Below are 26,178 nucleotides of genomic sequence, written 5' to 3' on the forward strand. Positions count from 1 at the left end.
GAGAATTTTGGCGGAAGATCACAGGAGTCGAACCTGCCCGGGAACGCTGGCGTCCCCAACTGGATTTGAAGTCCAGCCACCTCACCGGAGATGACGATCTTCCGCGCCTCGATTGCTACATGGAGGCGGGGCGCATTATAGCTACTTCCTCGGGTTTCCACACCCCCTCACTCACTTTTTTAACTTCCGTTTCTCCATACCATGACCCGTTTCAAATAAATCCTCGCAAAATCCATTACTTACACTTGGACACATTTTTAGACGCTACCCTGATCACAGAAAACAAGAATCGTAATTTGATAACGAGATATCGCAATACCCGTGCTCACAGGGATGGTTTACAAGAACTGTAACCGGTACCAGTGCGTGTGAAAGTGCAAACAAGGATGCGTAATGAAAAGTGAGATTCTGTCTGTTAAGGAGAAGATTGGCTACGGCATGGGCGATGCCGCCAGCCACATCATCTTCGATAATGTCATGTTATACATGATGTTCTTTTATACCGATATCTTTGGTATCCCCGCCGGATTTGTCGGCACCATGTTCTTACTGGCCCGCGCGTTGGATGCCATCTCAGACCCCTGCATGGGGCTGCTTGCTGACCGAACCCGTTCACGCTGGGGGAAATTTCGTCCGTGGGTGCTGTTTGGCGCGCTGCCGTTTGGTCTGGTTTGTGTGCTTGCCTACAGCACGCCGGACTTCAGCCTGCACGGCAAAATGATTTATGCCGTCATCACCTACACGCTGCTAACCCTGCTTTATACCGTGGTCAATATCCCTTATTGCGCGCTGGGCGGCGTGATCACCAATGACCCGACGCAGCGCATCTCCCTGCAATCGTGGCGCTTTGTGCTGGCAACTGCGGGCGGCATGCTCTCCACCGTCCTGATGATGCCGCTGGTAAAGCTGATTGGCGGTGAAAACAAGGCGCTGGGCTTCCAGGGGGGAATCGCAGTGCTCTCGGTTGTGGCGTTCCTGATGCTCGCATTTTGCTTTTTCACCACCAAAGAACGTGTTGAAGCGCCGCCAACCAACAATTCAATGCGTGAAGACCTGCGTGATATCTGGCAGAACGACCAGTGGCGCATTGTCGGCTTGCTCACCATCCTCAACATTATGGCGGTCTGCATTCGCGGCGGTGCGATGATGTATTACGTCACCTGGATTTTGGGCACACCGGAAGTATTTGTCGCTTTCCTTACCACCTATTGCGTCGGCAATCTGATTGGCTCTGCGCTGGCAAAACCGCTGACTGACTGGAAATGCAAAGTCAGCGTCTTCTGGTGGACGAATGCCCTGCTGGCCGTCATCAGCGTGGCGATGTTCTTCGTGCCGATGCATGCCAACATCACCATGTTCGTCTTTATCTTCGTGATTGGCGTCCTGCATCAGCTCGTAACGCCAATCCAGTGGGTAATGATGTCCGACACCGTTGATTACGGCGAGTGGTGTAACGGCAAACGTCTGACGGGCATCAGTTTTGCGGGAACGTTGTTCGTGCTCAAGCTGGGTCTGGCGCTTGGCGGGGCGCTGATCGGCTGGATGCTGGCAGGCGGTGGCTACGATGCCGCGGCGAAAACGCAAAACAGCGCCACCATCACCATCATCATTGCATTGTTCACCCTTATTCCGGCTATTTGCTATCTGCTGAGTGCCGTGATTGCCAAACGCTTCTACACCCTGAAAACACCGTATCTGACTGAAATTATGCGTCAGCTGGCGCAGGGTGCGCACCGTAATCAGCAAGATTTTACGACGAAAGAATTACAGAACTAAGGAACCGATTATGAAAATTAGCGACGGAAACTGGCTGATTCAGCCCGGCCTGAATGTGATTAACCCAATCCAGGTGTTCGAGGTTGAACAGCAAGGTAATGAGATGCTGGTCTACGTTGCGCCGCGTGACGTACGTGAACGGACCTGGCAACTCGATACCCCGTTGTTCACGCTGCGCCTTTTTTCGCCGCAGGAAGGCGTGGTGGGTGTCCGGATGGAACACTTCCAGGGCGCGTTGGATACCGGTCCGCATTACCCGCTGAACGTGCAGCAGGACGTAAACGTTGAGATGCAGAACACCGCTGAGTTCGCTGAGCTGAAGAGCGGTAATTTGAGCGTTCGCGTCACCAAAGGCGAGTTCTGGTCGCTGGATTTCCTGCGTAACGGTGAACGCATTACCGGCAGCCAGTTGAAAAACAACGGCTATGTACAGGACGCCAACAGCGGACGCAATTACATGTTCGAGCGCCTGGATCTGGGCGTCGGTGAAACGGTGTACGGGCTGGGCGAGCGCTTTACCGCGTTGGTGCGTAATGGGCAGACGGTAGAGACCTGGAACCGCGATGGCGGCACCAGTACCGAGCAGTCTTACAAGAACATCCCGTTCTATATCACCAACCGTGGCTACGGCGTGCTGGTGAACCATCCGCAGTGCGTATCGTTTGAAATCGGCTCTGAGAAAGTATCGAAAGTGCAGTTCAGCGTCGAAAGCGAGTATCTGGAATATTTCGTCATCGACGGCCCGACGCCGAAAGCGGTGCTGGATCGCTATACCCGCTTTACCGGTCGTCCAGCACTACCGCCCGCCTGGTCGTTCGGCCTGTGGCTAACCACCTCGTTTACCACCAACTATGACGAAGCGACGGTGAACAGCTTTATCGACGGCATGTCCGAGCGCAATCTACCGCTGCACGTTTTCCACTTCGACTGCTTCTGGATGAAGGCTTTCCAGTGGTGTGACTTCGAGTGGGACCCGGTGACCTTCCCGGACCCGAAAGGGATGATTCAGCGCCTGAAAGCGAAAGGGCTGAAAGTCTGCGTATGGATCAATCCGTACATCGGTCAGAAATCACCTGTTTTCAAGGAGCTGAAAGAGAAAGGTTATCTGCTCAAACGCCCGGACGGTTCCCTGTGGCAGTGGGATAAATGGCAGCCGGGGCTGGCAATTTATGACTTCACCAACCCGCAAGCCTGCGAATGGTATGCCAACAAGCTGAAAGGTCTGGTGGAGATGGGCGTGGACTGCTTCAAAACTGATTTCGGTGAACGCATTCCAACGGATGTGCAGTGGTTTGATGGCTCAGACCCGCAGAAAATGCACAACCATTATGCCTACATCTACAACGAACTGGTGTGGAACGTGTTGAAAGAGACCGTCGGAGAAGAAGAGGCGGTGCTGTTCGCCCGTTCCGCCTCCGTGGGCGCGCAGCAGTTTCCGGTGCACTGGGGCGGGGACTGCTACGCCAACTATGAATCCATGGCCGAAAGCTTGCGCGGCGGCTTATCCATTGGTCTCTCCGGCTTTGGCTTCTGGAGCCACGACATTGGCGGCTTCGAAAACACCGCCCCGGCGGACGTCTACAAGCGCTGGTGTGCATTCGGGCTGCTCTCCAGCCATAGCCGCCTGCACGGCAGCAAATCCTACCGCGTGCCATGGGCGTACGATGAAGAGTCCTGCGATGTGGTGCGTTATTTCACCGAAATGAAGTGCCGCCTGATGCCGTATTTGTATCGTCAGGCCGCGCTGGCGAACGAACACGGCACGCCGATGCTGCGCGCCATGATGCTGGAGTTCCCGGACGATCCTGCATGCGACTATCTCGATCGCCAGTATATGCTGGGTGATTCGGTAATGGTGGCGCCAGTCTTCTCCGAAGCCGGTAACGTGCAGTTTTATCTGCCGGAAGGCCGCTGGACGCATCTGTGGCACAACGACGAAGTACAGGGCTGCCGCTGGTACAAACAGCAGCATGACTTCCTCAGTCTGCCGGTGTACGTGCGCGACAACACCCTGCTGGCGCTGGGCAGTAATAACCAGAAGCCGGACTATGCCTGGCATGAAGGGACCGCATTCCAGTTGTTCCATTTGCAAGAGGATAGGGAAGCGGTCTGTGAGGTCCCGGCTGCTGACGGGTCGGTTATCTTCACGCTGAAGGCGATACGTACGGGTAAAACCATCACCGTACAAGGTCGCGGTGAAGCGCGTAACTGGACGTTGTGCCTGCGTAATATCCCGCAAATTAGCGGCGTGAAGGGCGGTTCATATGCCGGCAGTGAGCAGGGCGTAGTGGTAACGCCTGAAGGTGATACTCTGACGATAACCCTGTAAATTCAGTCTACGTGGTGCCGGATGTGTTTTATCCGGCCCACGCTGCGAGCAGCGTTCCAGATCTGAAAATCAAAAATATTCTGACTTAAAATTTTACCTACCCATATTTGCGAGCGCTATCACTCTAATTCCCGTAAAAATTGTGATCTGCGCCGTAAATATCTCACTATTTCCCCGTTTTGTCTTATTTCTGTCCGGAATACAGGACACGATTTAGTATTGTTGGCGCATCGTAGTCCTCTTATATTTATCATCACGGATTACACGTGGAGCATAAACGCTTCTTTAGATATTTAATCTGGTGTGTGATAAGGGTAAATAATGCAAATGATTACCTCGCGACAAAACAGATTATTAAAATTCCTCCTGTCCCGGAAGGAATATGTCACGCTGCTGAAAATTGCCGAATATTTATCGGTTTCAGAGAAAACCGTGCAGCGCGATCTGCGGTTACTGGAACCATGGTTAGCGGAATGGAAAATAGCCATCGATAAACGTACTGGCGCAGGCGTAATATTAAGTGCCGATAATATTACAGACCTTTTGTATCTGGACCAGTTATTAGGGAACGAGGGTGATGATACTGACGGTATGATGAGTAATTCGCGGCGCGTTAAGATAGCATCGCAATTATTAAGCGAAACGCCGCATGAAACGTCGATCAGTAAATTATCTGAGCGTTATTTTATTAGTAGCGCATCGATTGTTAACGATCTGAAAGTGATTGAATCCTGGATAACGCCATTGGGGTTATCGCTTATCCGCAGTCAAAGCGGCACGCACATTGAAGGTAGTGAGAGCAGCGTGCGCCAGGCGATGGCATCGCTGATTAACGGTGTGATTAACCATAATGAACCCGGCAGCATGGTGTATTCGCGTCTTGATCCCGGCAGCTATAAAGCGTTGGTGCATTACTTCGGCGAGGAAGACGTTTTATTTGTCCAGATGCTGCTGCAGGAAATGGAGAACGACCTGTGTTGGTCATTGGGGGAGCCTTATTACGTCAATATCTTCACCCATATTTTGATCATGATGTACCGCATCACACGCGGAAATGCGCTGCCGAGAAAAGATGAAAACATCACCTCATGCGACGAGAATATTTTTTCTATTGCCAGTCGTATGATTCAGCATATCGAAAAACGTATCGCTCACCCGCTGCCGGAAGACGAGGTCTGGTTTATCTATCAATACATTATCTCGTCCGGCGTGGTGATTGAGGAACATAATGATGTGAGCGTGATTGGTCATATGCACTCCAGCGACGAAGCGCGCTTGATTACCCATCGACTGATTGCCATCTTCGCCGAGATGGTCGACAGCGATCTCAGCCAGGATACTGCACTGTATGACGGGTTGCTGATCCATATTAAGCCGCTGATTAACCGCCTGAACTACCAGATCCGCATTCGTAATCCGCTACTGGAGGATATCAAAGGCGAGTTGCAGGACGTCTGGCGTCTGACCCAATGTGCGGTGAATCGGGTATTTTGCGGTTGGGGCGAGCGGGCCGTTTCGGAAGATGAGGTGGGATACTTAACCGTCCATTTTCAGGCAGCAATGGAGCGCCAGATAGCGCGTAAGCGGGTGTTGTTAGTCTGCTCAACCGGGATTGGCACTTCGCATTTACTCAAGAGCCGCATTCTGCGCGCCTTTCCGGACTGGACAATTGTCGGCGTGGTGTCAGCTGGCAGTTTGCCCTCCGTACTGACGGACGATATTGAGCTGGTGGTATCGACCATTAATTTACCCGCCATTGCCATGCCGGTCGTCTATGTCACCGCCTTTTTCAATGATGCGGATATTAAGCGGGTAACGGAAACGGTTATTACGGAAAAATTACATCGGGCGACGTCGCTGGTCGTTGAAAATTAATGTCTGAACTCCATGAGGTATGATTGATGGACATCACGAAAATTCTCAATACAAATCGCGTTATTTTGGATATGAAGGCTACGAACAAAACGGAGGCTATTGAGGAACTTACTGATATTCTGCAAAAGGATGGGGCAATTAGCTGCCGGGAAACGTTTATTCAGGATGTCTGGCAGCGTGAATCCGAAGGCTCGACCGGCTTCGAAAATCATATTGCGATCCCCCACGGGAAATCCTCGGCGGTGGTTAATACCACCCTGGCGATTGGTCGTACCCGTCAGGATATTCCCTGGGAAACCCTGGACGGCAGCAATGTGCGCTGCATCATTCTGTTTGCCGTACGTCTTGAAGATCAAAACACTACTCATATTCGTCTGCTCTCGCAGGTTGCCGGCGCGCTAGCGGATGATGACATTATTGAACAACTCTTAGTTGAAAGTAGTCCACAGAAAATTATTGAGCTGTTTAGCCAATATGCTGAATCCAACGTCTGCTAAATAAAATGTGGAGCATGTTATGAATATTGTTTGTGTTGCCGCCTGTACGGCGGGTATTGCGCACACCTATATTGCCCGTGAAAAATTAATAAAAGGTGCTAAAGCGCTTGGGCATAATATAAAAGTTGAAACCCAGGGCACCATCGGTACGGAAAACGAACTGCTGGCAGATGATATTTCTGCCGCGGATGTCGTGATTCTTGCCGTCGATGTCAAAATAAAAGGGGAGGAACGCTTCTCAAACAAACGTATTGTGCGAGTAAAAACCGAAATTGTCATAAAATCGCCCATTCAGTTTCTTGAAAAGGTCGAAAAATCATTAGTTAATAATAACCAGTAGCGATCCTCATTCTGGAGGGATTTCACATGAGTGAAAATAAAATTCCGCTATCTCAGGAAATAAAAAAACATTTATTAACGGGGATCTCGTGGATGATCCCGTTAATTGTAGCCGCCGGGATCTGTATTGCCCTCGGACAAATACTTGGCGGTACTAACGTGGGCGAAAAAACAGGAACTATCCCCTGGATGCTCAATCAGATTGGCGGCTGGGGGATGGGGTTAATCGTGCCGCTGATTAGCGCGGCGATTGCGTACTCCATTGCCGATCGCCCCGGATTTGCGCCGGGTCTGATTGTCGGCTTTGTCTGCGGCGAAATTCATACCGGTTTTATTGGCGGGATGCTGGGCGGCTTTCTGGTTGGCTATACCGTCCTGCTGCTCAAACGCTATATCCGTTTACCGCAGTCGATGCAGGGTCTGATGCCCATCATGGTGCTGCCCGTATTGAGCACCATCATCGGCGGGTTGCTGATGATGACGCTGATTGGCAAGCCGATAGCCTGGCTGCAGGACGCGCTAATTCATCTGCTGGAGTCCATGCAAGGCGGGTCACGCTTCCTGATGGGGGCCATTCTCGGCGCAATGGCGACATTCGACTTCGGCGGTCCGGTGAATAAAACCATGTCACTGTTCGCTGACGGCATGCTGGTCAGCGGCGTGTATGGCCCCGAAGCGGTGAAGTTTGTCGGTTCGATAATCCCTCCGTTCGGCATTACGCTCTCCTTCCTGCTCACGCGTCACAAGTACACCCGTGCGGAACGTGAGGCGCTGAAAGCGGCATTCCCGATGGGGATCTGCATGATAACCGAAGGGGTTATTCCGATTGCGGCGCGTGATCTGCTGCGCGTGGTGGGCTCCTGCGTGGTGGCCTCGGCGATAGCGGGTGGCCTGATTATGGTATGGGGCGTCGAAAGCCCGGTACCGCACGGCGGCATGTTTGTGGTTCCACTCTTTACGCATCCGCTGCTGTTTTGCCTGGCGCTGGGGATCGGGACGGTGATTTGCGGCGTCATGCTATCGCTGTGGAAGAAACCGGTGACCGAGCGTGACGAAGAGTTTGATGAGCTCAGCGATCAAAAGCTGAAAGACGAAGAGATCACCTTCACCCTGGAATAACCGGAGGCCGTATGTTTGCCGATATGAAAAGCATGGTGACGAAAGCCTGGCGCGGGCGGTATGCGCTGCTGGCTATCAACTGTATGAACCTGGAAAGCGCCCGTGCGGCGGTGCGGGTGGCAGAGAAACACCGTGCGCCCATTATTCTGAATCTGTATCAGGGGCATCTGGACCATTTTCCGGCACCGATAGCGGTGGCGGTGGTCAAAGCGCTGGCAGAGGAAGCTTCGGTGCCGATCGCGCTGGCGTTAGATCATGGAAAGGATCCTGTACGCATTCGCCAGGCTTTTCGCGCCGGATTCAGCGGGTTAATGATCGACGCCTCCGCCTTTGCGCTGGAAGAAAACATTCGCCAGACCCGGGCGGTGGTCGAGCTCGCAGCCAGCGTTTCTCTGTGCGTGGAAGGCGAGCTGGGCCACCTGGCCGACGCCCCGCGCTATGACCATGCCGCTAACGCTGATTTGATGACTCAGGCCGCTGACGTGGAGCCATTTATCCAACAGACCGGGATTGATTTACTGGCGGTGTCGGTCGGTACGGCGCACGGTATGTACGCGCCGGGCGTAACGCCAGCCATTGATTTTCAACGGCTGGAGGAAATTGCCCGTTTATCAACGGTGCCGCTGGCGCTGCATGGCGGTAGCGGGACGCCGTTTGACCAGCTACAGCGTTGCCCGACGTTTGGCGTCGCCAAGATTAATGTTGGCGCGGCGGTCTTCGAAGCCGGAAAGGCCGCGCTATTGCACACCTTGTGTCGCGACACATCCTGCGAACTTGTTGATGCCCTGGCCCTGATGGAGCAGGCCTGCGAGGAAGCCATTATTCCATATCTACAGGCCAGCGGCGCTATCGACCAGGCCTGATTCATTTTCTGTAACGCCTTTTATGCCTCTGCGATGACGCATTGGCAGGGCTTTCTACACCCTGAAACTGGAGAATTAACATGTTAGTTTCGATGAAAGAATTACTGCAACCGACCCGTCAGCACGGTTTTGCCATCGGCGCATTCAACGTAGCAGATAGCTGCTTTGTGCGTGCGGTGGTGGAAGAAGCGGAAGCGACCAACACCCCAGCGATTATCTCCATTCACCCCAGCGAACATGATTTCCTCGGCGATGCGTTCTTTAGCTATGTGCGAGATATCACCCTGCGTAGCCCGGTCCCCTTTACTTTGCATCTGGATCACGGCGCTTCGGTAGAGCATGTCCTGCGGGCAATTCAGTGTGGATTTACCTCGGTGATGATTGATGGCTCGCTGCTGCCGTATGAAGAGAACGTGGCGTTGACCCGTGAAGTGGTCAAGCTGGCGCATGCGGTAGGCGTTTCGGTTGAAGGTGAGCTGGGTACGATTGGTCAGACCGGAACGTCCGTGGAAGGCGGCGTGTCGAAGGTTACTTACACCGATCCCGCCCAGGCGCAGGATTTTATCGCCCGTACCGGGGCCGATACGCTGGCAGTGGCGATTGGTACCGCGCACGGGATCTACCCGAAAGGGATGCAGCCAGAGCTGCAAATGAACATCCTGCGCGATATCGCCGGGCGGGTGGACATTCCGCTGGTGCTGCACGGAGGTTCCGCGAATCCGGATGCGGAAATCGCTGAATCCGTTACGCTCGGCGTGGGCAAAATCAACATTTCCAGCGATATGAAATATGCCTACTTCCAGAAAGTCCGCGAAATCCTGGCAAAAGAGACCTGGTGGGACCCGAACGTCATCTACCCGGAAGCCATCAGCGCCGCGCGGGACGTGATTCGCCACAAAATGAAACTGTTTGGCTCAACCGGCAAAGCGTCACTTTACTAACGGCATGCAGGCGGGGTGACCCGCCTCTTTCGCAACAAGGAAAAGTGCAATGAAGCGTTCACATATTAATTATGTCATCGATAAAGCGCATGCCATCGCCGAGACCTTTCGGGTCTGTCTGCCTGATTTTGCGTATTTAACGGTCGACGCCTGGCGACAACAGGACCACTCTTTGTGGCGTGAAGTGCGCGATCTCCAACTGGGCTGGGACGTTACCGACTTTGGACGCAGGGATTTTGCGCAAACCGGGCTGACGTTACTGACATTGCGCAATGGTCTGATGGGGTCAGCCGATTACCCCAAACCGTATGCCGAAAAGATGCTGCAAATTCAGCAGGAACAACAAACACCGTGGCATTTTCATCGCCATAAGATGGAAGATATCGTTAACCGCGGCGGCGGTGATTTGTGTATGCAGCTGGCGTGGTCCACGCCCGATGACGGGTATGACACCCGGCGCATTGTTGAGGTTAGCGTCGATGGTCAGCGGCGTACCGTTAAATCCGGTGATACGTTGGTGCTAAAACCGGGGCAGGGTGTGTGTCTGCCGCCGCGACTGTATCATCGTTTCTGGGCTGAGAAAGCCTTTGTTCTGGGCTGGGAAATCTCGATGGTCAATGACGACCAGCATGACAATCACTTCCTTGAACCGGGCGGTCGTTTCCCGACGATAGAAGAAGACGAGCCGGTGAAGTGGTTGTTATGCAGTGAATATAAGCGTTTATGAGCGGTAGGCCCGGTAAGCGAAGCGCCACCGGGCAATAATCACTGCGTAACGGGTGAGGCAACGTTACTACCTGATACCACACCCGCCTGCATGGTCTGCGTGACCTGCTGTTTCTCTGCATTCACCGCATGTAACTGACCGTTGACTGTGGGCTTGAGCGGCGTATCGGCCTGAATGTTGCCGCTGGCGGTGAGTTGAATGTTACCGTCGCCGGAAAGCGGCAGTGCTGGCCAGCCCCACTGTTGCAGGATGGTCATTGGCACGCCGCGCCCGTTCAGGCTGACCTGTGCCTGACGCTGAGGCAGTTGCGAAATGCTGGCGGTGGCCTCCAGCAGCCCTTTTTCTGTATAGGCGCTTAGTTCACTGATATTGATGGTACTGCCGTTCGCCGTTAGCGCCAGCGAAGGACGGCGCACGTCGGTGCGATTAAAGGTGGCAGCAGCGGCGTTGAGCGTGGTGTTACCGCTCCAGATCCCCCACTGGTTGTTCTGTACCAGCCCGAGGTTAGCGCCGTAACCGTCCAGTGCGGTGAGTTGCCACGGGAAGGCCGGGTCAATGTCGATCACCAGATTACGGCTGGCGCTGAATTTCTTCAGCGTCAGGCTGTTTAGCCAGGCTGGCAGAGGCTTCATCCATAGCTGTTTCCAGTTTTCCGGTAGCGTATATTCCAGGCCGGCAATCGCGGCATCGTCGAGAACCAGCGCTTTGTTGTTACGCATCCAGTTTCCGGATGTTCTGAGCATTCCCCCTTCCCAGCGGGTCGTGAACTGGCGCAGCGCAATGCCCTGCGGCGAGAACTCGGCGTTCAGAATCGGATCGAAGAAATGCAGTGAACCGTAGATAAACTCGCTGGCGTTCATCGACAGTTTTCCTTCCTGTGTTTGCCAGTCATCTTTGCTAAACGTCATGTTGCGCAAGCTCAGATCAAGGTCCGTGACCGCCCAGTCAGGACCTTGCAGACGGGCATCCGTCACTTCCAGACGACCAATTTGCAAGGATGGAATAGTGGTTAGCGGCGCAAAAAAGTCGGCCAGCGATTTGTCACTTTGCAGCCGGATATCGTTCAGGCGCAGATTCTCTACCACCCAGCTACCGTCGGTATTGCGCTGCGCCACGCCGGTTAATGCGCCACGCGCGACGTCTGCGCCAATATTACTTAGCGTCACCCGACCATGGTCAATGCTGCCTTCAATCAATACGTTGGTGGTTGGGACATCGTTCAGCGTCAATGAGCTGGCGCTGAGCTGAATTTGTGCTTTGCTGCCGAGAATTTTACCTGCCTCAGGGCTCCAGGGAATCACGCCGCCGTTCACGCGCTGGGCGCTCAGGTTCCACTCGCTACCGGGGCTGTTGAGCGCCATATCCTGTAACTGCAGGCGATCGGCCTGGAACGGTAGCGGTGCGGTTTGCTGGGAAAGATTCAGCGTGCCGTTTTGCAAGAGGATAGTGTCTACGTGCCGCGGGTCGGTGATTTGGCGACTGCTCAGCCCAATATCGACCGTTTTAGCGACCAGCGTTGCGGGCTGACCATCGCGACCAAAGGTGACGTTTTCCAGCAGAATATGGGAAGGGGAAGAAAACCGGTGATCGATAGCATCAAATGCCAGATGATAGCTGCTGTTCTCTGAGACCCAGGCGCTGACGTGCTCTGCGCCCCAACGGGTTTGCAGTAGAAAATAAAGGCCGAGAATCGCCACTGCACAGGCGATCAGCACGTAAAGAAGCAGCTTTCCAATAAATTTCATGGTCTTCCATCCCGCGAAGTGCACATAGTCAAGTTATGCACGATTTAGAGGCAATGCTCAAGGCAGGAATGGTGAAAGAGCGTTACAGCGGCGTTGATTCAGAACCAACGCCGCATTTTGCTTATTGCTTCTCTGGTGGGAACACCAGATTCAGAACGATAGCGGTGATACCGCCTGCGGCAATGCCTGAGGAGAGCAGATTTTTCACCCAATCCGGGGCAAATTGCAGAATCAGCGGCTGCTGGGAGACGCCCAGGCCAACGGCCAGCGACAGCGCAATAATTAAAATAGCGCGGCGGTTCAGCGGCTCGCGAGAGACAATACGCACGCCAGATGCGGCGATAGTACCGAACATTACCAAGGTTGCGCCGCCCAATACCGGTTCAGGAATATGCTGTACAAAACCGCTAACTGCCGGGAACAGGCCCAATGCTATCAGCATCAGTGCCACCACAAAACCGACGTAACGACTGGCTACGCCCGTTAACTGAATGACCCCATTGTTCTGACCAAAACAAGAGTTCGGGAAGGTATTGAACACGGCGGAAACAAACGAGTTTAGACCGTTCGCCAGCACGCCGCCTTTCAGGCGTTTCATATACAGCGGACCAGAAACCGGCTGTTCGGAAACATCGGAGGTCGCCGTAATATCACCGATGGTTTCCAGCGACGTAATCATAAAGACCAGCATCAGCGGCAGCAGTAAGCTCCAGTCGATACCGAGGCCATAATACAGCGGCGTTGGCACCATGATCAGGTCCTGGCTTACCGGTGCGGTATTTTGCGGCAGCATGTCCATAAACCATGCCAGCAGGTAGCCTGCCGCCATCGCAATCACCAGGGACGCAACGCGCAGGTACGGGTTGCGTTGGCGGTTAAGCAGGATGATCAGCGCCAGCACAACGCCAGCCAGCAGTAAATTCTTCGGTGCGCCAAAGGTGTTATCGCTCATTGCGGCATAACCACCGCCAATCGACGTCAGACCCACCTGAATCAGCGACAGGCCGATAATCATCACCACCACGCCTGAGACCAACGGGGTAATAATACGCCGCGCCAGGTGCAGTACACGCGAGATAACCATTTCAGTGCAGCTCGCTAACATCAGCGTACCAAACAGGGCCGCCATCATGGTTGGGACATCTGCGCCACCGGTTTTTAGCGCCGTGCCACCCATAATCAGCGGCGCAACAAAATTAAAGCTGGTGCCCTGAATAGATAACAGCCCGGAACCAACCGGCCCCCAGGCTTTGATCTGAATGATAGAAGCTACGCCGGAAGCGAACAGCGACATACTGATAATGTGTTGAGTATCCTGAGCCGGCAAACCGAGCGCCTGGCAAATTAACAGCGCCGGGGTGATCACCGCGACGAACATGGCCAGCAGGTGCTGACAGGCGGCAAACAGGGTCTGGGCTAACGGGGGGCGATCTTCAAGACGGTAAATCAGTTCACTGTTGTGAGTCTGCGCAACCGGTTGCGCATTTGTTGACTCTACGGCGTTAACGGACATCAGAGGCAATCCCATGGTGGAAAAGCGGTGATTTTATCTGACCAGGGCGGAAAAGCAAACGTTTGCCAGCAGTTATTCTTAATATTTAAAACGGATAAACAAACTTTTTTATATAACTTTTCATCATTTTCTGCTTAAAATCCACCCCGAAAACTCAATAAGAGCTAAAAAATCGGTCTGGAATGCATCGTGCGTGATTGTGCTAAACGCACTAATGGAGCTGTAAATGTTTTATCTCGATACGTTATCTACTCTGGTTGCGGCAACCCTTGTATTGCTGCTGGGACGTAAGCTCGTCCAGTCTGTCTCCTTCCTGAAAAAATACACCATTCCCGAACCTGTAGCCGGTGGATTGCTGGTGGCGATTGCGTTGCTGGTGCTGAAAAAAAGCATGGGCTGGGAAGTAAACTTCGATATGACCCTGCGCGATCCGCTGATGCTGGCGTTCTTCGCTACCATCGGCCTGAACGCTAATATCGCCAGCCTGCGCGCCGGTGGCCGCGTGGTGGGTGTTTTTCTGATTGTCGTTGTGGGACTGCTGTTGATGCAGAACGCCATCGGTATCGGTATGGCGAGCCTGCTGGGCCTGGATCCGTTGATGGGCCTGATTGCCGGTTCGATCACGCTCTCTGGCGGACACGGAACCGGGGCTGCGTGGAGCAAGTTGTTTATTGAGCGCTACGGTTTTACCAATGCGACTGAAGTTGCAATGGCTTGCGCAACCTTTGGTCTGGTGTTGGGGGGGCTGATTGGCGGCCCGGTGGCGCGCTATCTGGTTAAACACTCCACCACGCCTGACGGTATGCCGGACGATCAGGCTGTACCGACCGCGTTTGAAAAGCCGGACGTTGGACGCATAATCACCTCGCTGGTGCTGATTGAAACTATCGCGCTGATCGCTATCTGTCTGACGGTAGGTAAAATCGTTGCGCAAATGCTGGTCGGAACGGTGCTCGAACTGCCGACCTTCGTCTGCGTGCTGTTTGTTGGTGTGATCCTCAGTAATGGCCTGGCGCTCATGGGCTTTTATCGGGTGTTCGAACGGGCGGTTTCAGTGCTGGGCAACGTGAGCCTGTCGCTGTTCCTGGCGATGGCGCTGATGAGCCTGAAACTGTGGGAGCTGGCATCTCTGGCGCTGCCGATGCTGGCGATACTGGTTGTGCAGACGATTTTTATGGCGTTGTACGCGGTATTTGTTACCTGGCGCATGATGGGCAAAAACTACGATGCCGCTGTACTGGCAGCCGGCCACTGCGGTTTTGGGCTCGGCGCGACGCCAACGGCGATTGCTAACATGCAGGCAATTACCGAACGTTTCGGGCCATCCCATATGGCGTTTCTGGTGGTGCCGATGGTGGGGGCGTTCTTTATCGATATCGTCAACGCGTTAGTGATTAAGCTGTATCTGCTGCTGCCGATTTTTGCGCAATAACGGCTGTGCGGCGGAGTAACATCCGCCGCGATAAATCGATTATGCGTTGGAGTAACGTTCGGTTTCCGGCATCCAGCGCTCTATCAGCGCGGCAGCCTGTTGCGGATAACGTTCGTGAATATGGCGGGCTATACGCTGAACTTCCGGAATCATGGCCTGATCGCGCAATAAATCCGCTACTTTGAATTCTGCCGTTCCGGTCTGGCGCGTACCTAACAGCTCGCCGGGTCCGCGGATCTCTAAATCTTTTTGTGCAATCACGAACCCGTCATTGCTGTCCCGCAGAACCTGCAGGCGTTTCTGCGCCGTTTTTGACAGCGGCGATTTGTAGAGCAGGACGCAGTGGGAAGCCACGGCGCCGCGGCCTACGCGGCCACGCAACTGGTGCAACTGCGCCAGGCCTAATCGCTCCGGGTTTTCAATGATCATCAGGCTGGCGTTCGGCACGTCCACACCCACTTCAATCACCGTGGTGGCGACCAGCAGATGTAATTCACCCTGCTTAAAGGCGGCCATCACCGACTGCTTCTCGGCGGGCTTCATGCGCCCATGCACCAGGCCAATATTCAGCTCTGGTAAGGCAAGCTTAAGTTCTTCCCACGTGGCTTCTGCCGCCTGCGCTTCTAATAAATCAGACTCTTCGATTAGTGTACAAACCCAGTACGCCTGACGCCCTTCGTGGGTGCAGGCGTTGCGCACACGGTCAATGATATCGCTACGGCGGGTGTCGGGAATCGCCACTGTGGTGACCGGCGTACGCCCCGGCGGCAGTTCGTCAATGACAGACGTGTCGAGATCGGCATAGGCGGTCATGGCCAGCGTACGCGGGATCGGGGTGGCGGTCATAATGAGCTGGTGTGGGTGGAAACCCTGCTGCTGGCCTTTCTCCCACAGCGCCAGACGCTGATGCACGCCAAAACGGTGCTGTTCGTCGATAATCACCAGCGCCAGCCCGTTGAACTGAACTTGTTCCTGGAAAATTGCGTGTGTGCCGACAATCATCTGCACCTGACCGCTGGTGATGGCTTCCTGCTGTGCCTGGCGTGCTTTACCTTTTTGCTTACCCGCCAGCCAACCCACTTCAACGCCCAAAGGTTCGAACCAGTTGCGGAAATTATTTGCGTGCTGTTCAGCCAGTAATTCAGTGGGGGCCATCAGCGCCACCTGCTTACCATGCGCAATCGCACGCAGGGCGGCAAGTGCTGCAACCAGCGTTTTACCGGAACCGACATCGCCCTGCACCAGGCGCATCATTGGGACATCCAGCGCCATATCGCGTTCAATTTCGGCAGTGACCCGGGCCTGTGCGCCGGTTGGTTTAAAGGGGAGCGCCGCCAGCAGTTGATCTTTCAGCCGATTGTCAGGGCTCAGCGGTTGGGCGTGAAAACGTTGCGCCCCGGCGCGAAGCGCCAGCATGCTGAGATTGTGCGCCAGGAGTTCTTCCAGAATCAGGCGTCGCTGAGCCGGGTGTTGTCCGGTTTCAAGGTCGCTAAGCTGTAACGTCGGCGGCGGACGGTGTAATGTGCGCAACGCTTCCGGCAGGCTCATCATGCCTTGTAGTAACTCCGGAGGGAGCAACTCGGCAATGGCGCAGGTATCGAGCAGATCCAGCGCCTGATCGGTCAACTTGCGCAGCGTTGCCTGCTTAACGCCTTCCGTGGTCGGATACACCGGCGTGAGCGTTTCCTGCAGTTCCGGCGTGCTGAGATCGCCCTGTACGCGGTATTCCGGGTGGATCATTTCTGCGCCGTACTTGCCACGTTTCGCCTCGCCATAGGCCAGTACCCGACGCCCGGTGGCGAGGCTGTTTTTCATTGCTGCGCTGAAGTTGAAGAAGCGCATAGTGAGAATGCCGGAGCCATCGCTTATCTGGCAGGTCATCATCCGGCGGCCACCAAAAGTGATATTGCAGTTCAGCACTTCGCCTTCAACGGTGGCATAGACGCCCGGCAGCAGTTCGCCAATGGGGTACAGATGAGTACGGTCTTCGTAGCGCAGAGGGAGGTGGAGCAGGAGGTCCTGCACGGTGTGCAAGCCAATTTTCGCCAGTTTACTGCTTTGTGCTGCGCCAACGCCCGTCAGAGAGTTGAGCGGGATGGCATCCAGTAAACGGCCTTTCATCGCGATTATTTCGCAGACTGCATAGTGGCCCACCACGTTGCATCGGCTTCAATTTCGCCCTGCGTGTTTACGTGAGGGTAGGGAAGTCCTTTGCGCTTAGCGACATTCGCCAGCACCGGATAACCGCCTTCAAACAGCAAGCGCTGCTGTTCATCTTCCGGCAACATGCTGTTTTCTCGTCGGTACATGCCAGCATTTTGTCGCTGACGCTGTGCTTCGTACAGAATCAGCGCAGAGGCAACTGAAACGTTCAGTGACTGCACCATGCCAATCATCGGAATGATGATGTCCTGGTCCGCCAGAGCGAGTGCTTCCTGAGTAATGCCGGTTTTTTCCTGGCCCATCAGGATGCAGGTCGGTCGCGTGTAATCAATCTCGCGGAAATCGACGGCTTTATCAGAGAGGTGGGTCGCCAGAACCTGCATGCCCTGGCTTTTTAACTGCGTAACCGCATCGCTAATGGTCGGGTGGGTTTTAACCTGCACCCAACTGTTACTGCCCGCGGCAGAAGAGGCCATGGTACGCATACGACTACCCGGCCAGACGGCGTGGACTTCGTGTACGCCGACTGCGTCTGCGGTACGAATGATCGCAGAAACGTTATGAGGTTTATGGACCTGCTCCATGCAGACGGTCAGATCGGGCTGACGCCTGGCAAGCATTTCGCAAATGCGCTCATAGCGTTTTGAGTTCATATCTCTAGTTTCGGTTGCGGGTGACTTTAATCACGTCCGGCATGACGCGGATTTTGCGCATAATATTCGCCAGATGCACGCGATCGCGAGCGGTCAGGCGAATAAAGGCGCTATAAACACGACCGTCTTTCTCTTCAGTATTCAGACTTTGAATATTGGAGGTCGTCGTGTTGATTGCCGCCGTCAGGTTCGCCAGAGCACCCTGGTGGTTAAACATGTCCACCTTAATTTCGGTGATGAATTCCTGCTCTGTCTCTTTATCCCATTCCACCGCCATAAATTTCTCTGGCTCTTTCTGGTAGCCACGAATGTTACGGCAGGACTCATGGTGAATCACCAGACCTTTACCCGGACTGACGTGGGCAATGATCGGATCGCCAGGAATTGGACGACAGCATTTGGCAAAGGTGATCAGTACGCCGTCTGCGCCTTTGATCGGCAAATGACCATGACCAGATTGCGCAGGAACGTTCGCCGATGCTTCGCCCTGCTGAAGGTTTTTCGCTACCACCACGCTCATGGCGTTGCCCAGACCGATTTCCGCTAACAGATCGTCAAGCGTAGCGAGCTTCATACGCTCAAGCTCACGCTGGATACTTTCCTGCGGGATTTCAGCCAGTTTACGGCTACCACCCAGGGCATGGTTAAGCAGTCGACGCCCCAGACTGACGGAATCATCGCGCTTAAGGTTTTTCAGCAGTTGGCGAATTTTTGCTCGTGCTTTCGAGCTGACGACGAAGTTGAGCCATGCCGCATTCGGCCGGGCGCCCGGCGCGGTAATGATTTCAACGGTCTGACCGCTAAACAGCGGTTGGGAAAGCGGATAAGGCTGTCTGTCGACACGTGCGCCAACGCAGGCATGACCGATATCGGTATGTACCGCGTAGGCGAAGTCGACAGGTGTCGCACCGGCAGGCAGCTCGACAATGCGCCCTTCCGGTGTGAAAACATAAATCTCATCCGGGAAGAGATCAGATTTAACGCTTTCAATAAATTCAAACGAGCTACCGGCGCTTTGCTGCAATTCCAGCAGGCTTTGCATCCAGCGTTGTGCGCGGATTTGTGCCGTGGTGCTGGTTTCGCCATGCTCTTTGTACGCCCAGTGTGCCGCGACCCCCATCTCCGCCATCTGGTCCATGTCTTCGGTACGAATTTGTACTTCAACAGGCACGCCGTGCGGGCCGATCATTGAGGTATGCAAAGACTGATATCCGTTCGCTTTGGGAATGGCGATATAGTCTTTCACGCGACCTGGACGCGGTTTGTACAGGCTGTGCATCTGGCCGAGTACGCGATAGCAGGTATCGGAGTCATGAACGATGACGCGGAAAGCGTAAATGTCCATGATCGAATGAAAACGCTGCTCTTTGAGCACCATTTTGCAGTAGATCGAGTACAGGTGTTTCTCGCGACCGCTTACGCGACACGGAATGCCTGCTTCCTGCAAACGCCCTTCGATCTCCGAGAGGATTTTTTGAATCATCTCTTTGCGGTTGCCGCGGGCGGCTTTTACCACTTCTTTAATCACGCGATAGCGGTTCGGGTACAGCGCTTCAAAACCCAGCTCTTCCAGCTCGGTTTTAATGTGATGAATACCTAAACGATGCGCCAGCGGACTGTAGATTTCGAGGGTTTCACGGGCGATGCGGCGGCGCTTATCGGGGCGTAATGAGCCCAGCGTGCGCATATTGTGGGTACGGTCGGCAAGTTTGATGAGAATGACGCGGATATCCTGCACCATCGCCATAATCATCTTGCGAAAGTTTTCAGCTTGCGCCTCTTTCTTATCGCGAAACTTAAGCTTATCAAGCTTAGATACCCCTTCTACCAGTTCTGCAACGCTTTTACCAAAAAGCTGTTCCATGTCCTGGTAGGTGGCTGGGGTATCTTCAATCACGTCATGCAGCAGCGCAGCCATCAGCGTTTCGTAGTCGAGTTTCATCTCGGCCAGAATGCAGGCTACCGCTACCGGGTGCGTGATATAAGGTTCACCGCTTGAACGTGTCTGGCCCTCGTGAGCGTCACGTGCAACGAGATACGCCTGCCGAAGACGCTTAATCTGGTCTTCCGGCAGGTAGTTTTGAATCAGCTGATTCAGGCTTTCAAACAGATACAAGGGCGACCCGCTTTGTGATTAACGACGACCTTCAGCAATAGCGGTAACGGCTTGTAATTCAGCGGCTTCCTGCTCTTGCTGTTCCTGGCGCTCACGTACGTCGAGGATCTGGTTGTTGATCAGACCTTCTTCGATTTCGCGCAGCGCGATAACGGTAGTTTTATCGTTTTCTTCCGGTACGAGCGGATCCTTTCCGCCTACCTGCATCTGACGAGCGCGACGCGCGGCGACCAGTACCAGGTCAAAACGGTTACCAATTTTCTCTACAGCGTCCTGAACAGTTACGCGTGCCATACTTAAAATGCTCCACAGGTGAAGAAATGACTGGGCATGATACTGAATGTGGGTTCAGTCTGCCAACAGTTTGCTGATTAAAGCGTCATGACGCTGCTTTTGGCGGCTCATGCGCAGACGTTCGGCGCGAATGATGGTTTTCAAATCGCCCAGGGCGGTATCGAAATCATCGTTCACAATAAGATAATCATATTCGGCGTAATGGCTCATTTCTGCAACAGCTTGCGCCATACGTTTTGCGATCACGTCTTCGCTATCCTGACCTCGACCACGAAGACGGCGGTCCAGCTCAATCTTAGAGGGCGGCAAAATAAAAATACTGCGCGCATGCGGCATTTTTTCACGAATTTGCTGCGCACCTTGCCAGTCGATATCTAAAAAGACGTCTACGCCGGATGCTAATACTTGCTCAATGGCCTCACGCGAAGTGCCGTAGTAATTACCGAAAACCTCAGCGTGTTCCAGAAACGCGTCTCTGCCAATCATGGCTCTGAATTCGTCATGGTTCACAAAGAAATAGTGTTCACCATGCACTTCCCCCGGGCGCGGCGCGCGCGTGGTGTGTGAAACAGAAACCTGGGTGTCATACAACGGTTGGGTCTTTAATAAAGCCTGAATCAGGCTGGATTTACCCGCGCCACTGGGGGCAGAAACAATATAAAGCGTGCCTTGAGCCATGAGTATCTTAATGTATGTGATTGTCGAAAGAGAGCCTACATACGGGCTTATTATACACGTAGCCGCTATGTGACGTAGCCTTTGTCACACTTTTTGCGCATGTTTATTGCGTTTTGCGTACCCGTTTCCTGTTTTACCGGCAATTTGCAGCAACACGTGAAAATGTCAGGAAGCCTGCTCGCACGATGAATTTTTGTCGCTCTGTTTCGCTTGCACTCCGCGCTATACCTGCCGGGAAACACATTGGTTAGCGGAGGCAATATGGGGCTATGGAAATGCCTTGGCATAGTTTTACTGTTCTGGAATTTGCCGGTCTGGGCGGTATGCCCTGTCTGGTCTCCAGCTCGGGCAAGCGAGGAAATTTCACGATTACAGCAACAGATAACACGGTGGAATGACAGTTACTGGAAACAAGGGGTCAGCGCCGTTGATGACGGCGTTTATGACCAGCTCAATGCGCAACTCATCCAATGGCAGCGCTGTTTTGGCGATGAAGCTCCACCTGATCTGTCTGCGCCCCCAATCAGTGGCACAGTCTCACATCCAGTGCCTCACACGGGGGTCCGTAAGCTGGCAGATAAGCAAGCGTTACAGCAATGGATGCGTGTGCGCAGCGATCTCTGGGTACAACCAAAGGTCGACGGCGTGGCGGTCACGCTGGTCTATCGCAATGGCAATCTGGTAAGAGCGATTAGCCGAGGTAATGGCCTGAAAGGTGAAGACTGGACGCAAAAGGTGCTGCGGATACCTTCCGTACCACACACGACCAATGGTCTGCTGGCAAACAGTACGTTGCAGGGCGAGATATTTTTACAGCAGGAAGGGCATATCCAGCAACAGAGTGGGGGAATGAACGCCCGCTCAAAGGTCGCTGGAATGATGATGCGCCAGAGCAACCCGGAATTGTTACGTTCGTTGGCTATTTTCATCTGGGCCTGGCCTGATGGTCCGGCGGTCATGTCGGAAAGGCTGGAACAACTCACTGCCGCTGGGTTCAGTTTCACGCAACGCTATACCCAGCCCGTGAAAAATGCGGACGATGTCGAGCATGCCCGTACCCGTTGGTGGACTTCGACACTCCCTTTTGTGACGGATGGCGTCGTGGTGCGATCGGGGAAAGAACCGCAGGCGCGATACTGGTTACCTGGGCAGGGAGACTGGCTGGCGGCATGGAAATATCCGCCCGTGGCTCAGGTATCCGAGGTCACAGATATTCAGTTTTCAGTCGGTAAAAGTGGGAAAATTGCCGTAGTCGCGCTGCTGGCACCCGTCATGCTGGATGATAAACGCGTGCAACGCGTCAATATTGGCTCTGTACGCCGCTGGAATGAATGGGATATCGCGCCTGGAGATCGGATCCTGATAAGCCTGGCCGGACAGGGGATCCCGCGTATCGACGAAGTGGTCTGGCGTAGCACTCAACGCACTAAGCCAACGCCGCCTGTGGGACATTTCAATTCAATGACCTGCTTTTATGCCACGCCGGCGTGTTATGAGCAATTTATTGCCAGACTGGTTTGGCTGGGCGCGAAAGAAGTGCTGGAATTAGAAGGTATTGGTGAAGCGGGATGGCGTAACCTTCATCAGACGTATCACTTTGAACATATCTTTTCCTGGCTCGGATTAACTCAGGAGCAGCTCCGGTCCACATTAGGCGTAAGCAAAGGGGAGAAGATGTGGCATCAGTTCAACCTGTCGCGCCATCTTCCGTTCACACGTTGGGTTATAGCCATGGGAATACCGTTAACACAGGCAACGCTGAATGCCTGTCGGGATGCTTCGTGGCAACAATTGCAGGACCGTGATGAACAAAGCTGGCGACAACTCCCTTTAATGGGGGAGCGCCGGGCACGACAGATTATTCAGTGGCTGGAGGCCAGGGAGGTCATAGCGCTGAGCAACTGGCTGGCTGCTCAGCGTATTACGGGCTTTATGCCTTAATGGCCTTCATGGCGATAATAAAATACTGGCAGGCCCAACTTCAGGCGTAGCGCCAGTAAGCGGGCGGTAAAACCGAAGAGTAGGGTAGAGATAACCACCACATCGTGGCTGGAGACGTAATGTTGCAGCACGATGTAAAGCACGGCAGCGGCAAAAGAAACGCCAGCATATAGCTCTTTCTGGAACACCAACGGAATGCGTTTGCAGAACATGTCGCGTAACACGCCACCGAAGACGCCGGTAGTGACCGCAGCGACCACGGCGATAATCGGCCCGTGACCCATATCCAGCGCCACCTGTGCGCCAATAATAGAAAAGACCACCAGGCCCAGCGCATCCAGTACAAGGAATATTTTACGCAGGTAGGGCATGACAGGAGCAATAATGGTGGTGAGTACCGCAGCGGCCGCCACAATGATGACGTATTCAGGATGCTTTACCCAGCCAAGCGGATAGTGGCCGAGAAGAATGTCGCGTACTGAACCACCGCCAATGGCGGTCGCAGTGGCAATAATAATGACGCCAAATGTATCCATACGGCGACGTCCTGCCGCAAGCGCGCCGGTCATGGCTTCGGCAGTAATACCAATTAAATATAAAACGTGTAACAGCATGTATTCCCCCTGTTGTGCTGGGGGCTAAGGTTATCGATTTGTGCGCATTGTCACGATTGAGATTTTCTAAGGTGAAACGATTTTAATAACTACAGCTAATGCGAATTTGTCAGAAATGCTTTATGGCATGCTGTATAAAGTGTGGAGTGTAATAATAAACGATGAGAAAATATAATTCGAAGTGAAGGGGCGGAAGCGAAACGTCGGGAAAAACACGTAGTCCCGCCGTTTACTGGCGGGCTACGTATGATATTTCATCAAGCTATTACTCCTCGACCATAGGACAAGTTGACACGCCAGAAGCCATTAGGGAAGTCATCATGAGTAAACTCTGATATTCAGCGGCCTCTATTCTGAAAAATGGCCCCCTCAGCTATCGCTTCTATGTGTGTAGGGGCATTTACAGCAAAATCTTCAGCATTTAGTCAGTCGGAGTGGTAGATATGAGCGCCAGAGAAGGAATTCAGGATGGCAGAGAGGCTGGAATTTTAAGAAGTGGGATAATCTACACCGAAGTTTTGGGGTGGATAGATATGGGACATGCTCGAGGAGATGATGTTAGAAAGTTACTCTCGGATATGCACCAAGGCGAGCATTCAGGAAAGGATTATTACGATGTAAAATACACTCAAAGTATGGGAAGAGGAGGGCTTATAATTGGGAAGTTCATCAGATGGAGAATTAGAAAAGGGCGTAGCTTATTTGAACGATATAGTATAGCGCTTTCCATGATGATGGCGCTTGCTCATCGTTTTGAGGGTTTACAGTCAAATTTCCCCTTTTATCTTTACACCGACAGCGGTTTCAGTGGTGAGGATTTAGTATCCGATTTGCTGGGGTTCTACCGCGTAGTCTCATATAGTAACCCATTCCCGCTATTGCAACCCGTCAGCAAAGAGGAAGCCCTCAGACGTTGGGATTATTATGGTCCAATCGGCTCTTTTAAAAACACCTCATTCCAACCGATTTTATTTCCCGATCCGATGAAATCAGCTTTAGCTCTTCCTGTAAAAGGTGTTTTACCCTCATTCATGAGAACAGTGATACCTTACAGCGACTTTAGGTCTGGTAACGTTAAAATAGTTTCCAGAGATGGAACGGTCGTTAACTGGTAAAAAAGGGAAACATATGAAACAGGCAGTCATAATAGTGCTGATGGTAATAGCTATATGTAGCTCTTATTTCTGGCCTAATATTAAAATGAGACTTGCATGTAACGCACAATATACAGAGTTTGATAAAGCCAAATATGATTATTACACTCCCCAGGTTTTTAAAAAAATGCCGAGAATATCCCAAGTATATGACTTTAATTATACGAACATTTCTGGCCCTAAGGCTGATGTATGGAGTGTGACGTTCCATGATACCAGGGATACGTGGAAAATTAGTGAATATCTCTCAATGGTGGGCTATGAAAAACAGGAAAAATGCGATATAGAGGCAGAATGCTGGCGCCTCAGGGGATCTGATGAAGTACTGACAGTCGTGAAGATGAACAGCAGCAACGCTGTTCGGGTTGATATTCTGAAGAGTCTTTATAACGACAAATATATGCCAGATAAATAAGTGTTCAATTTTATATAAGCCAGTACTTACTGGAGGTACGGATAGCCTGCATTGAGCAGGCTATCTAGTACGTTATGATAGCATAGGCATGGTACGCAAAATTACTCGATGTTCTGAATTTGCTCGCGCATTTGCTCGATCAAAACTTTCAGTTCAATTGCGGAGTTAGTCACTTCGGCATTGATAGACTTGGATGCCAGAGTGTTCGACTCACGGTTGAATTCCTGCATCATGAAGTCCAGACGACGGCCAACCGCCTCTTTTTTCTTCAGAATGTTGTAGGTTTCTTTGACGTGAGCTTCCAGGCGATCCAGTTCTTCAGCCACGTCGATACGCTGTGCCATCAGCACCAGCTCTTGCTCAAGACGGTTATTTTCCAGTTGCACCTGTGCGTCTTCCAGTTTGGCCACCAGACGCTCACGCTGCCATTGCAGAATTTCCGGCATATGCGCACGTACCTTCGTCACTTCAGCGCTGACGCCTTCCAGACGCTGCTCGATCAGCGCCTTCAGCGCCTGACCTTCGGTTTCACGCGCAACGATAAAGTCATCCAGCGTACCGTCAAGCGCAGCGAGGATTTCGGCGGCAATGGCGTCCAGATCTTGCTCCTGGGCTGCCATTACGCCAGGCCAACGCAGGATATCAACCGGGTTAATTTCACCTTCATCACTCTGCATTTTAACCCAGTTAGCAGCACTCACGAGCTGTTTAGCGAGCTTTTCATTCAGAATCAGCTCGCCCTGAGCGCTGGCATCCGGCTCAAAACGCAGCGTACATTCGATCTTACCGCGCGTCAGACGCGTGCGGATGCGTTCGCGAACCACGGGTTCGAGACTACGGAACTGTTCCGGCAGGCGAAAATAAGTTTCCAGATAACGCTGGTTTACCGAGCGCATCTCCCAGGTTGCGCTACCCCATTCACCCTTGATTTCACGCCGGGCGTAGGCGGTCATGCTGCGGATCATAGACGTTCCTGTTTTTAAAGATGAGATGG

22 protein-coding genes and 1 tRNA gene are annotated in these 26,178 nt (G+C 53.1%); 13 read left to right on the top strand and 10 right to left on the bottom strand.

Going from position 1 to position 26,178, the window contains the following annotated elements; translation table 11 throughout:
• Positions 1 to 8: 8 nt before the first annotated feature.
• Positions 9 to 103 (bottom strand) — tRNA-Sec (locus FDX09_RS00570).
• A gap of 290 nt (positions 104 to 393) precedes the next feature.
• Here FDX09_RS00570 and FDX09_RS00575 point away from each other — a divergent pair.
• The 9 genes from FDX09_RS00575 (at position 394) to FDX09_RS00615 (ending at position 10,466) form a co-directional block, all read left to right on the top strand.
• Positions 394 to 1,776: a glycoside-pentoside-hexuronide family transporter gene (locus FDX09_RS00575; protein WP_038635456.1), complete on the top strand. Its 1,383-nt coding sequence runs from the start codon at positions 394 to 396 to the stop codon at positions 1,774 to 1,776.
• 10 nt (positions 1,777 to 1,786) lie between these two features.
• A complete protein-coding gene (yicI, locus tag FDX09_RS00580; RefSeq protein WP_137346638.1) occupies positions 1,787 to 4,105 on the top strand; it encodes an alpha-xylosidase in 2,319 nt (772 codons plus the stop codon).
• 321 nt (positions 4,106 to 4,426) lie between these two features.
• A complete protein-coding gene (locus tag FDX09_RS00585) occupies positions 4,427 to 5,980 on the top strand; it encodes a PRD domain-containing protein (RefSeq protein ID WP_137346639.1) in 1,554 nt (517 codons plus the stop codon).
• Positions 5,981 to 6,006: 26 nt separating this feature from the next.
• Complete coding sequence (locus tag FDX09_RS00590) at positions 6,007 to 6,477, top strand: fructose PTS transporter subunit IIA (RefSeq protein WP_003024008.1); 471 nt, start codon at positions 6,007 to 6,009, stop codon at positions 6,475 to 6,477.
• Positions 6,478 to 6,496: 19 nt separating this feature from the next.
• Complete coding sequence (locus FDX09_RS00595; protein ID WP_006687645.1) at positions 6,497 to 6,817, top strand: PTS fructose transporter subunit IIB; 321 nt, start codon at positions 6,497 to 6,499, stop codon at positions 6,815 to 6,817.
• Between the two features lie 26 nt (positions 6,818 to 6,843).
• Positions 6,844 to 7,935 carry a PTS fructose transporter subunit IIC gene (locus FDX09_RS00600; RefSeq protein WP_006687644.1) on the top strand — a complete coding sequence of 364 codons (1,092 nt, stop codon included), beginning with the start codon at positions 6,844 to 6,846 and terminating at the stop codon, positions 7,933 to 7,935.
• Positions 7,936 to 7,946: 11 nt separating this feature from the next.
• Positions 7,947 to 8,798, top strand: a complete 852-nt coding sequence (locus tag FDX09_RS00605) for a class II fructose-bisphosphate aldolase (protein WP_137346640.1) — start codon at positions 7,947 to 7,949, stop codon at positions 8,796 to 8,798.
• Positions 8,799 to 8,878: 80 nt separating this feature from the next.
• The gene (locus FDX09_RS00610) at positions 8,879 to 9,739 is read left to right on the top strand and encodes a ketose-bisphosphate aldolase (protein ID WP_006687642.1); all 861 of its coding nucleotides are present in this window, start codon (positions 8,879 to 8,881) and stop codon (positions 9,737 to 9,739) included.
• A 49-nt stretch (positions 9,740 to 9,788) separates the two neighbouring features.
• Entirely contained in the window at positions 9,789 to 10,466 is a 678-nt protein-coding gene (locus FDX09_RS00615) for a D-lyxose/D-mannose family sugar isomerase (protein WP_137346641.1), read from the top strand.
• Between the two features lie 38 nt (positions 10,467 to 10,504).
• On the opposite strand, the gene FDX09_RS00620 is transcribed toward FDX09_RS00615, so the two are convergent.
• Positions 10,505 to 12,211 (bottom strand): AsmA family protein, encoded by a 1,707-nt coding sequence (locus FDX09_RS00620; RefSeq protein WP_137346642.1) that lies wholly within the window; start codon positions 12,209 to 12,211, stop codon positions 10,505 to 10,507.
• 121 nt (positions 12,212 to 12,332) lie between these two features.
• A complete protein-coding gene (xanP, locus tag FDX09_RS00625; RefSeq protein WP_038635433.1) occupies positions 12,333 to 13,724 on the bottom strand; it encodes a xanthine/proton symporter XanP in 1,392 nt (463 codons plus the stop codon).
• A 226-nt stretch (positions 13,725 to 13,950) separates the two neighbouring features.
• Between xanP and gltS the strand changes: the two genes are divergently transcribed.
• Positions 13,951 to 15,156 carry a sodium/glutamate symporter gene (gene gltS / locus FDX09_RS00630; protein ID WP_137346643.1) on the top strand — a complete coding sequence of 402 codons (1,206 nt, stop codon included), beginning with the start codon at positions 13,951 to 13,953 and terminating at the stop codon, positions 15,154 to 15,156.
• A gap of 39 nt (positions 15,157 to 15,195) precedes the next feature.
• Here gltS and recG read toward each other — a convergent pair whose 3' ends face one another.
• The 5 genes from recG to gmk are packed head-to-tail and all read right to left on the bottom strand — an operon-like array spanning position 15,196 to position 21,060.
• Positions 15,196 to 17,277 (bottom strand): ATP-dependent DNA helicase RecG, encoded by a 2,082-nt coding sequence (gene recG / locus FDX09_RS00635; RefSeq protein WP_087857223.1) that lies wholly within the window; start codon positions 17,275 to 17,277, stop codon positions 15,196 to 15,198.
• Positions 17,278 to 17,282: 5 nt separating this feature from the next.
• A complete protein-coding gene (gene trmH, locus FDX09_RS00640; protein WP_042311553.1) occupies positions 17,283 to 17,972 on the bottom strand; it encodes a tRNA (guanosine(18)-2'-O)-methyltransferase TrmH in 690 nt (229 codons plus the stop codon).
• A gap of 4 nt (positions 17,973 to 17,976) precedes the next feature.
• Positions 17,977 to 20,088: a bifunctional GTP diphosphokinase/guanosine-3',5'-bis pyrophosphate 3'-pyrophosphohydrolase gene (gene spoT, locus FDX09_RS00645; RefSeq protein WP_038635422.1), complete on the bottom strand. Its 2,112-nt coding sequence runs from the start codon at positions 20,086 to 20,088 to the stop codon at positions 17,977 to 17,979.
• An 18-nt stretch (positions 20,089 to 20,106) separates the two neighbouring features.
• Entirely contained in the window at positions 20,107 to 20,382 is a 276-nt protein-coding gene (rpoZ, locus tag FDX09_RS00650) for a DNA-directed RNA polymerase subunit omega (RefSeq protein WP_000135058.1), read from the bottom strand.
• 54 nt (positions 20,383 to 20,436) lie between these two features.
• Positions 20,437 to 21,060, bottom strand: coding sequence for a guanylate kinase (gmk, locus tag FDX09_RS00655; RefSeq protein WP_038635416.1), 624 nt, complete (start codon positions 21,058 to 21,060; stop codon positions 20,437 to 20,439).
• Between the two features lie 261 nt (positions 21,061 to 21,321).
• Between gmk and ligB the strand changes: the two genes are divergently transcribed.
• Positions 21,322 to 23,001 (top strand): NAD-dependent DNA ligase LigB, encoded by a 1,680-nt coding sequence (gene ligB / locus FDX09_RS00660; RefSeq protein ID WP_137346644.1) that lies wholly within the window; start codon positions 21,322 to 21,324, stop codon positions 22,999 to 23,001.
• Here the strand turns inward: ligB and FDX09_RS00665 are convergent.
• Positions 22,998 to 23,615, bottom strand: coding sequence for a trimeric intracellular cation channel family protein (locus tag FDX09_RS00665; RefSeq protein WP_038635410.1), 618 nt, complete (start codon positions 23,613 to 23,615; stop codon positions 22,998 to 23,000). The two genes, ligB and FDX09_RS00665, sit on opposite strands and share 4 nt — an antisense overlap.
• A gap of 443 nt (positions 23,616 to 24,058) precedes the next feature.
• Between FDX09_RS00665 and FDX09_RS00670 the strand changes: the two genes are divergently transcribed.
• Complete coding sequence (locus FDX09_RS00670; protein ID WP_137346645.1) at positions 24,059 to 24,730, top strand: hypothetical protein; 672 nt, start codon at positions 24,059 to 24,061, stop codon at positions 24,728 to 24,730.
• Positions 24,731 to 24,743: 13 nt separating this feature from the next.
• Positions 24,744 to 25,184 carry a hypothetical protein gene (locus FDX09_RS00675; protein ID WP_085049109.1) on the top strand — a complete coding sequence of 147 codons (441 nt, stop codon included), beginning with the start codon at positions 24,744 to 24,746 and terminating at the stop codon, positions 25,182 to 25,184.
• A 101-nt stretch (positions 25,185 to 25,285) separates the two neighbouring features.
• On the opposite strand, the gene FDX09_RS00680 is transcribed toward FDX09_RS00675, so the two are convergent.
• Positions 25,286 to 26,149 carry a YicC/YloC family endoribonuclease gene (locus FDX09_RS00680; protein WP_006687630.1) on the bottom strand — a complete coding sequence of 288 codons (864 nt, stop codon included), beginning with the start codon at positions 26,147 to 26,149 and terminating at the stop codon, positions 25,286 to 25,288.
• Positions 26,150 to 26,178 lie beyond the last annotated feature (29 nt).

This window comes from Citrobacter sp. wls717 (assembly GCF_005280955.1).
Lineage (GTDB): Bacteria > Pseudomonadota > Gammaproteobacteria > Enterobacterales > Enterobacteriaceae > Citrobacter > Citrobacter werkmanii.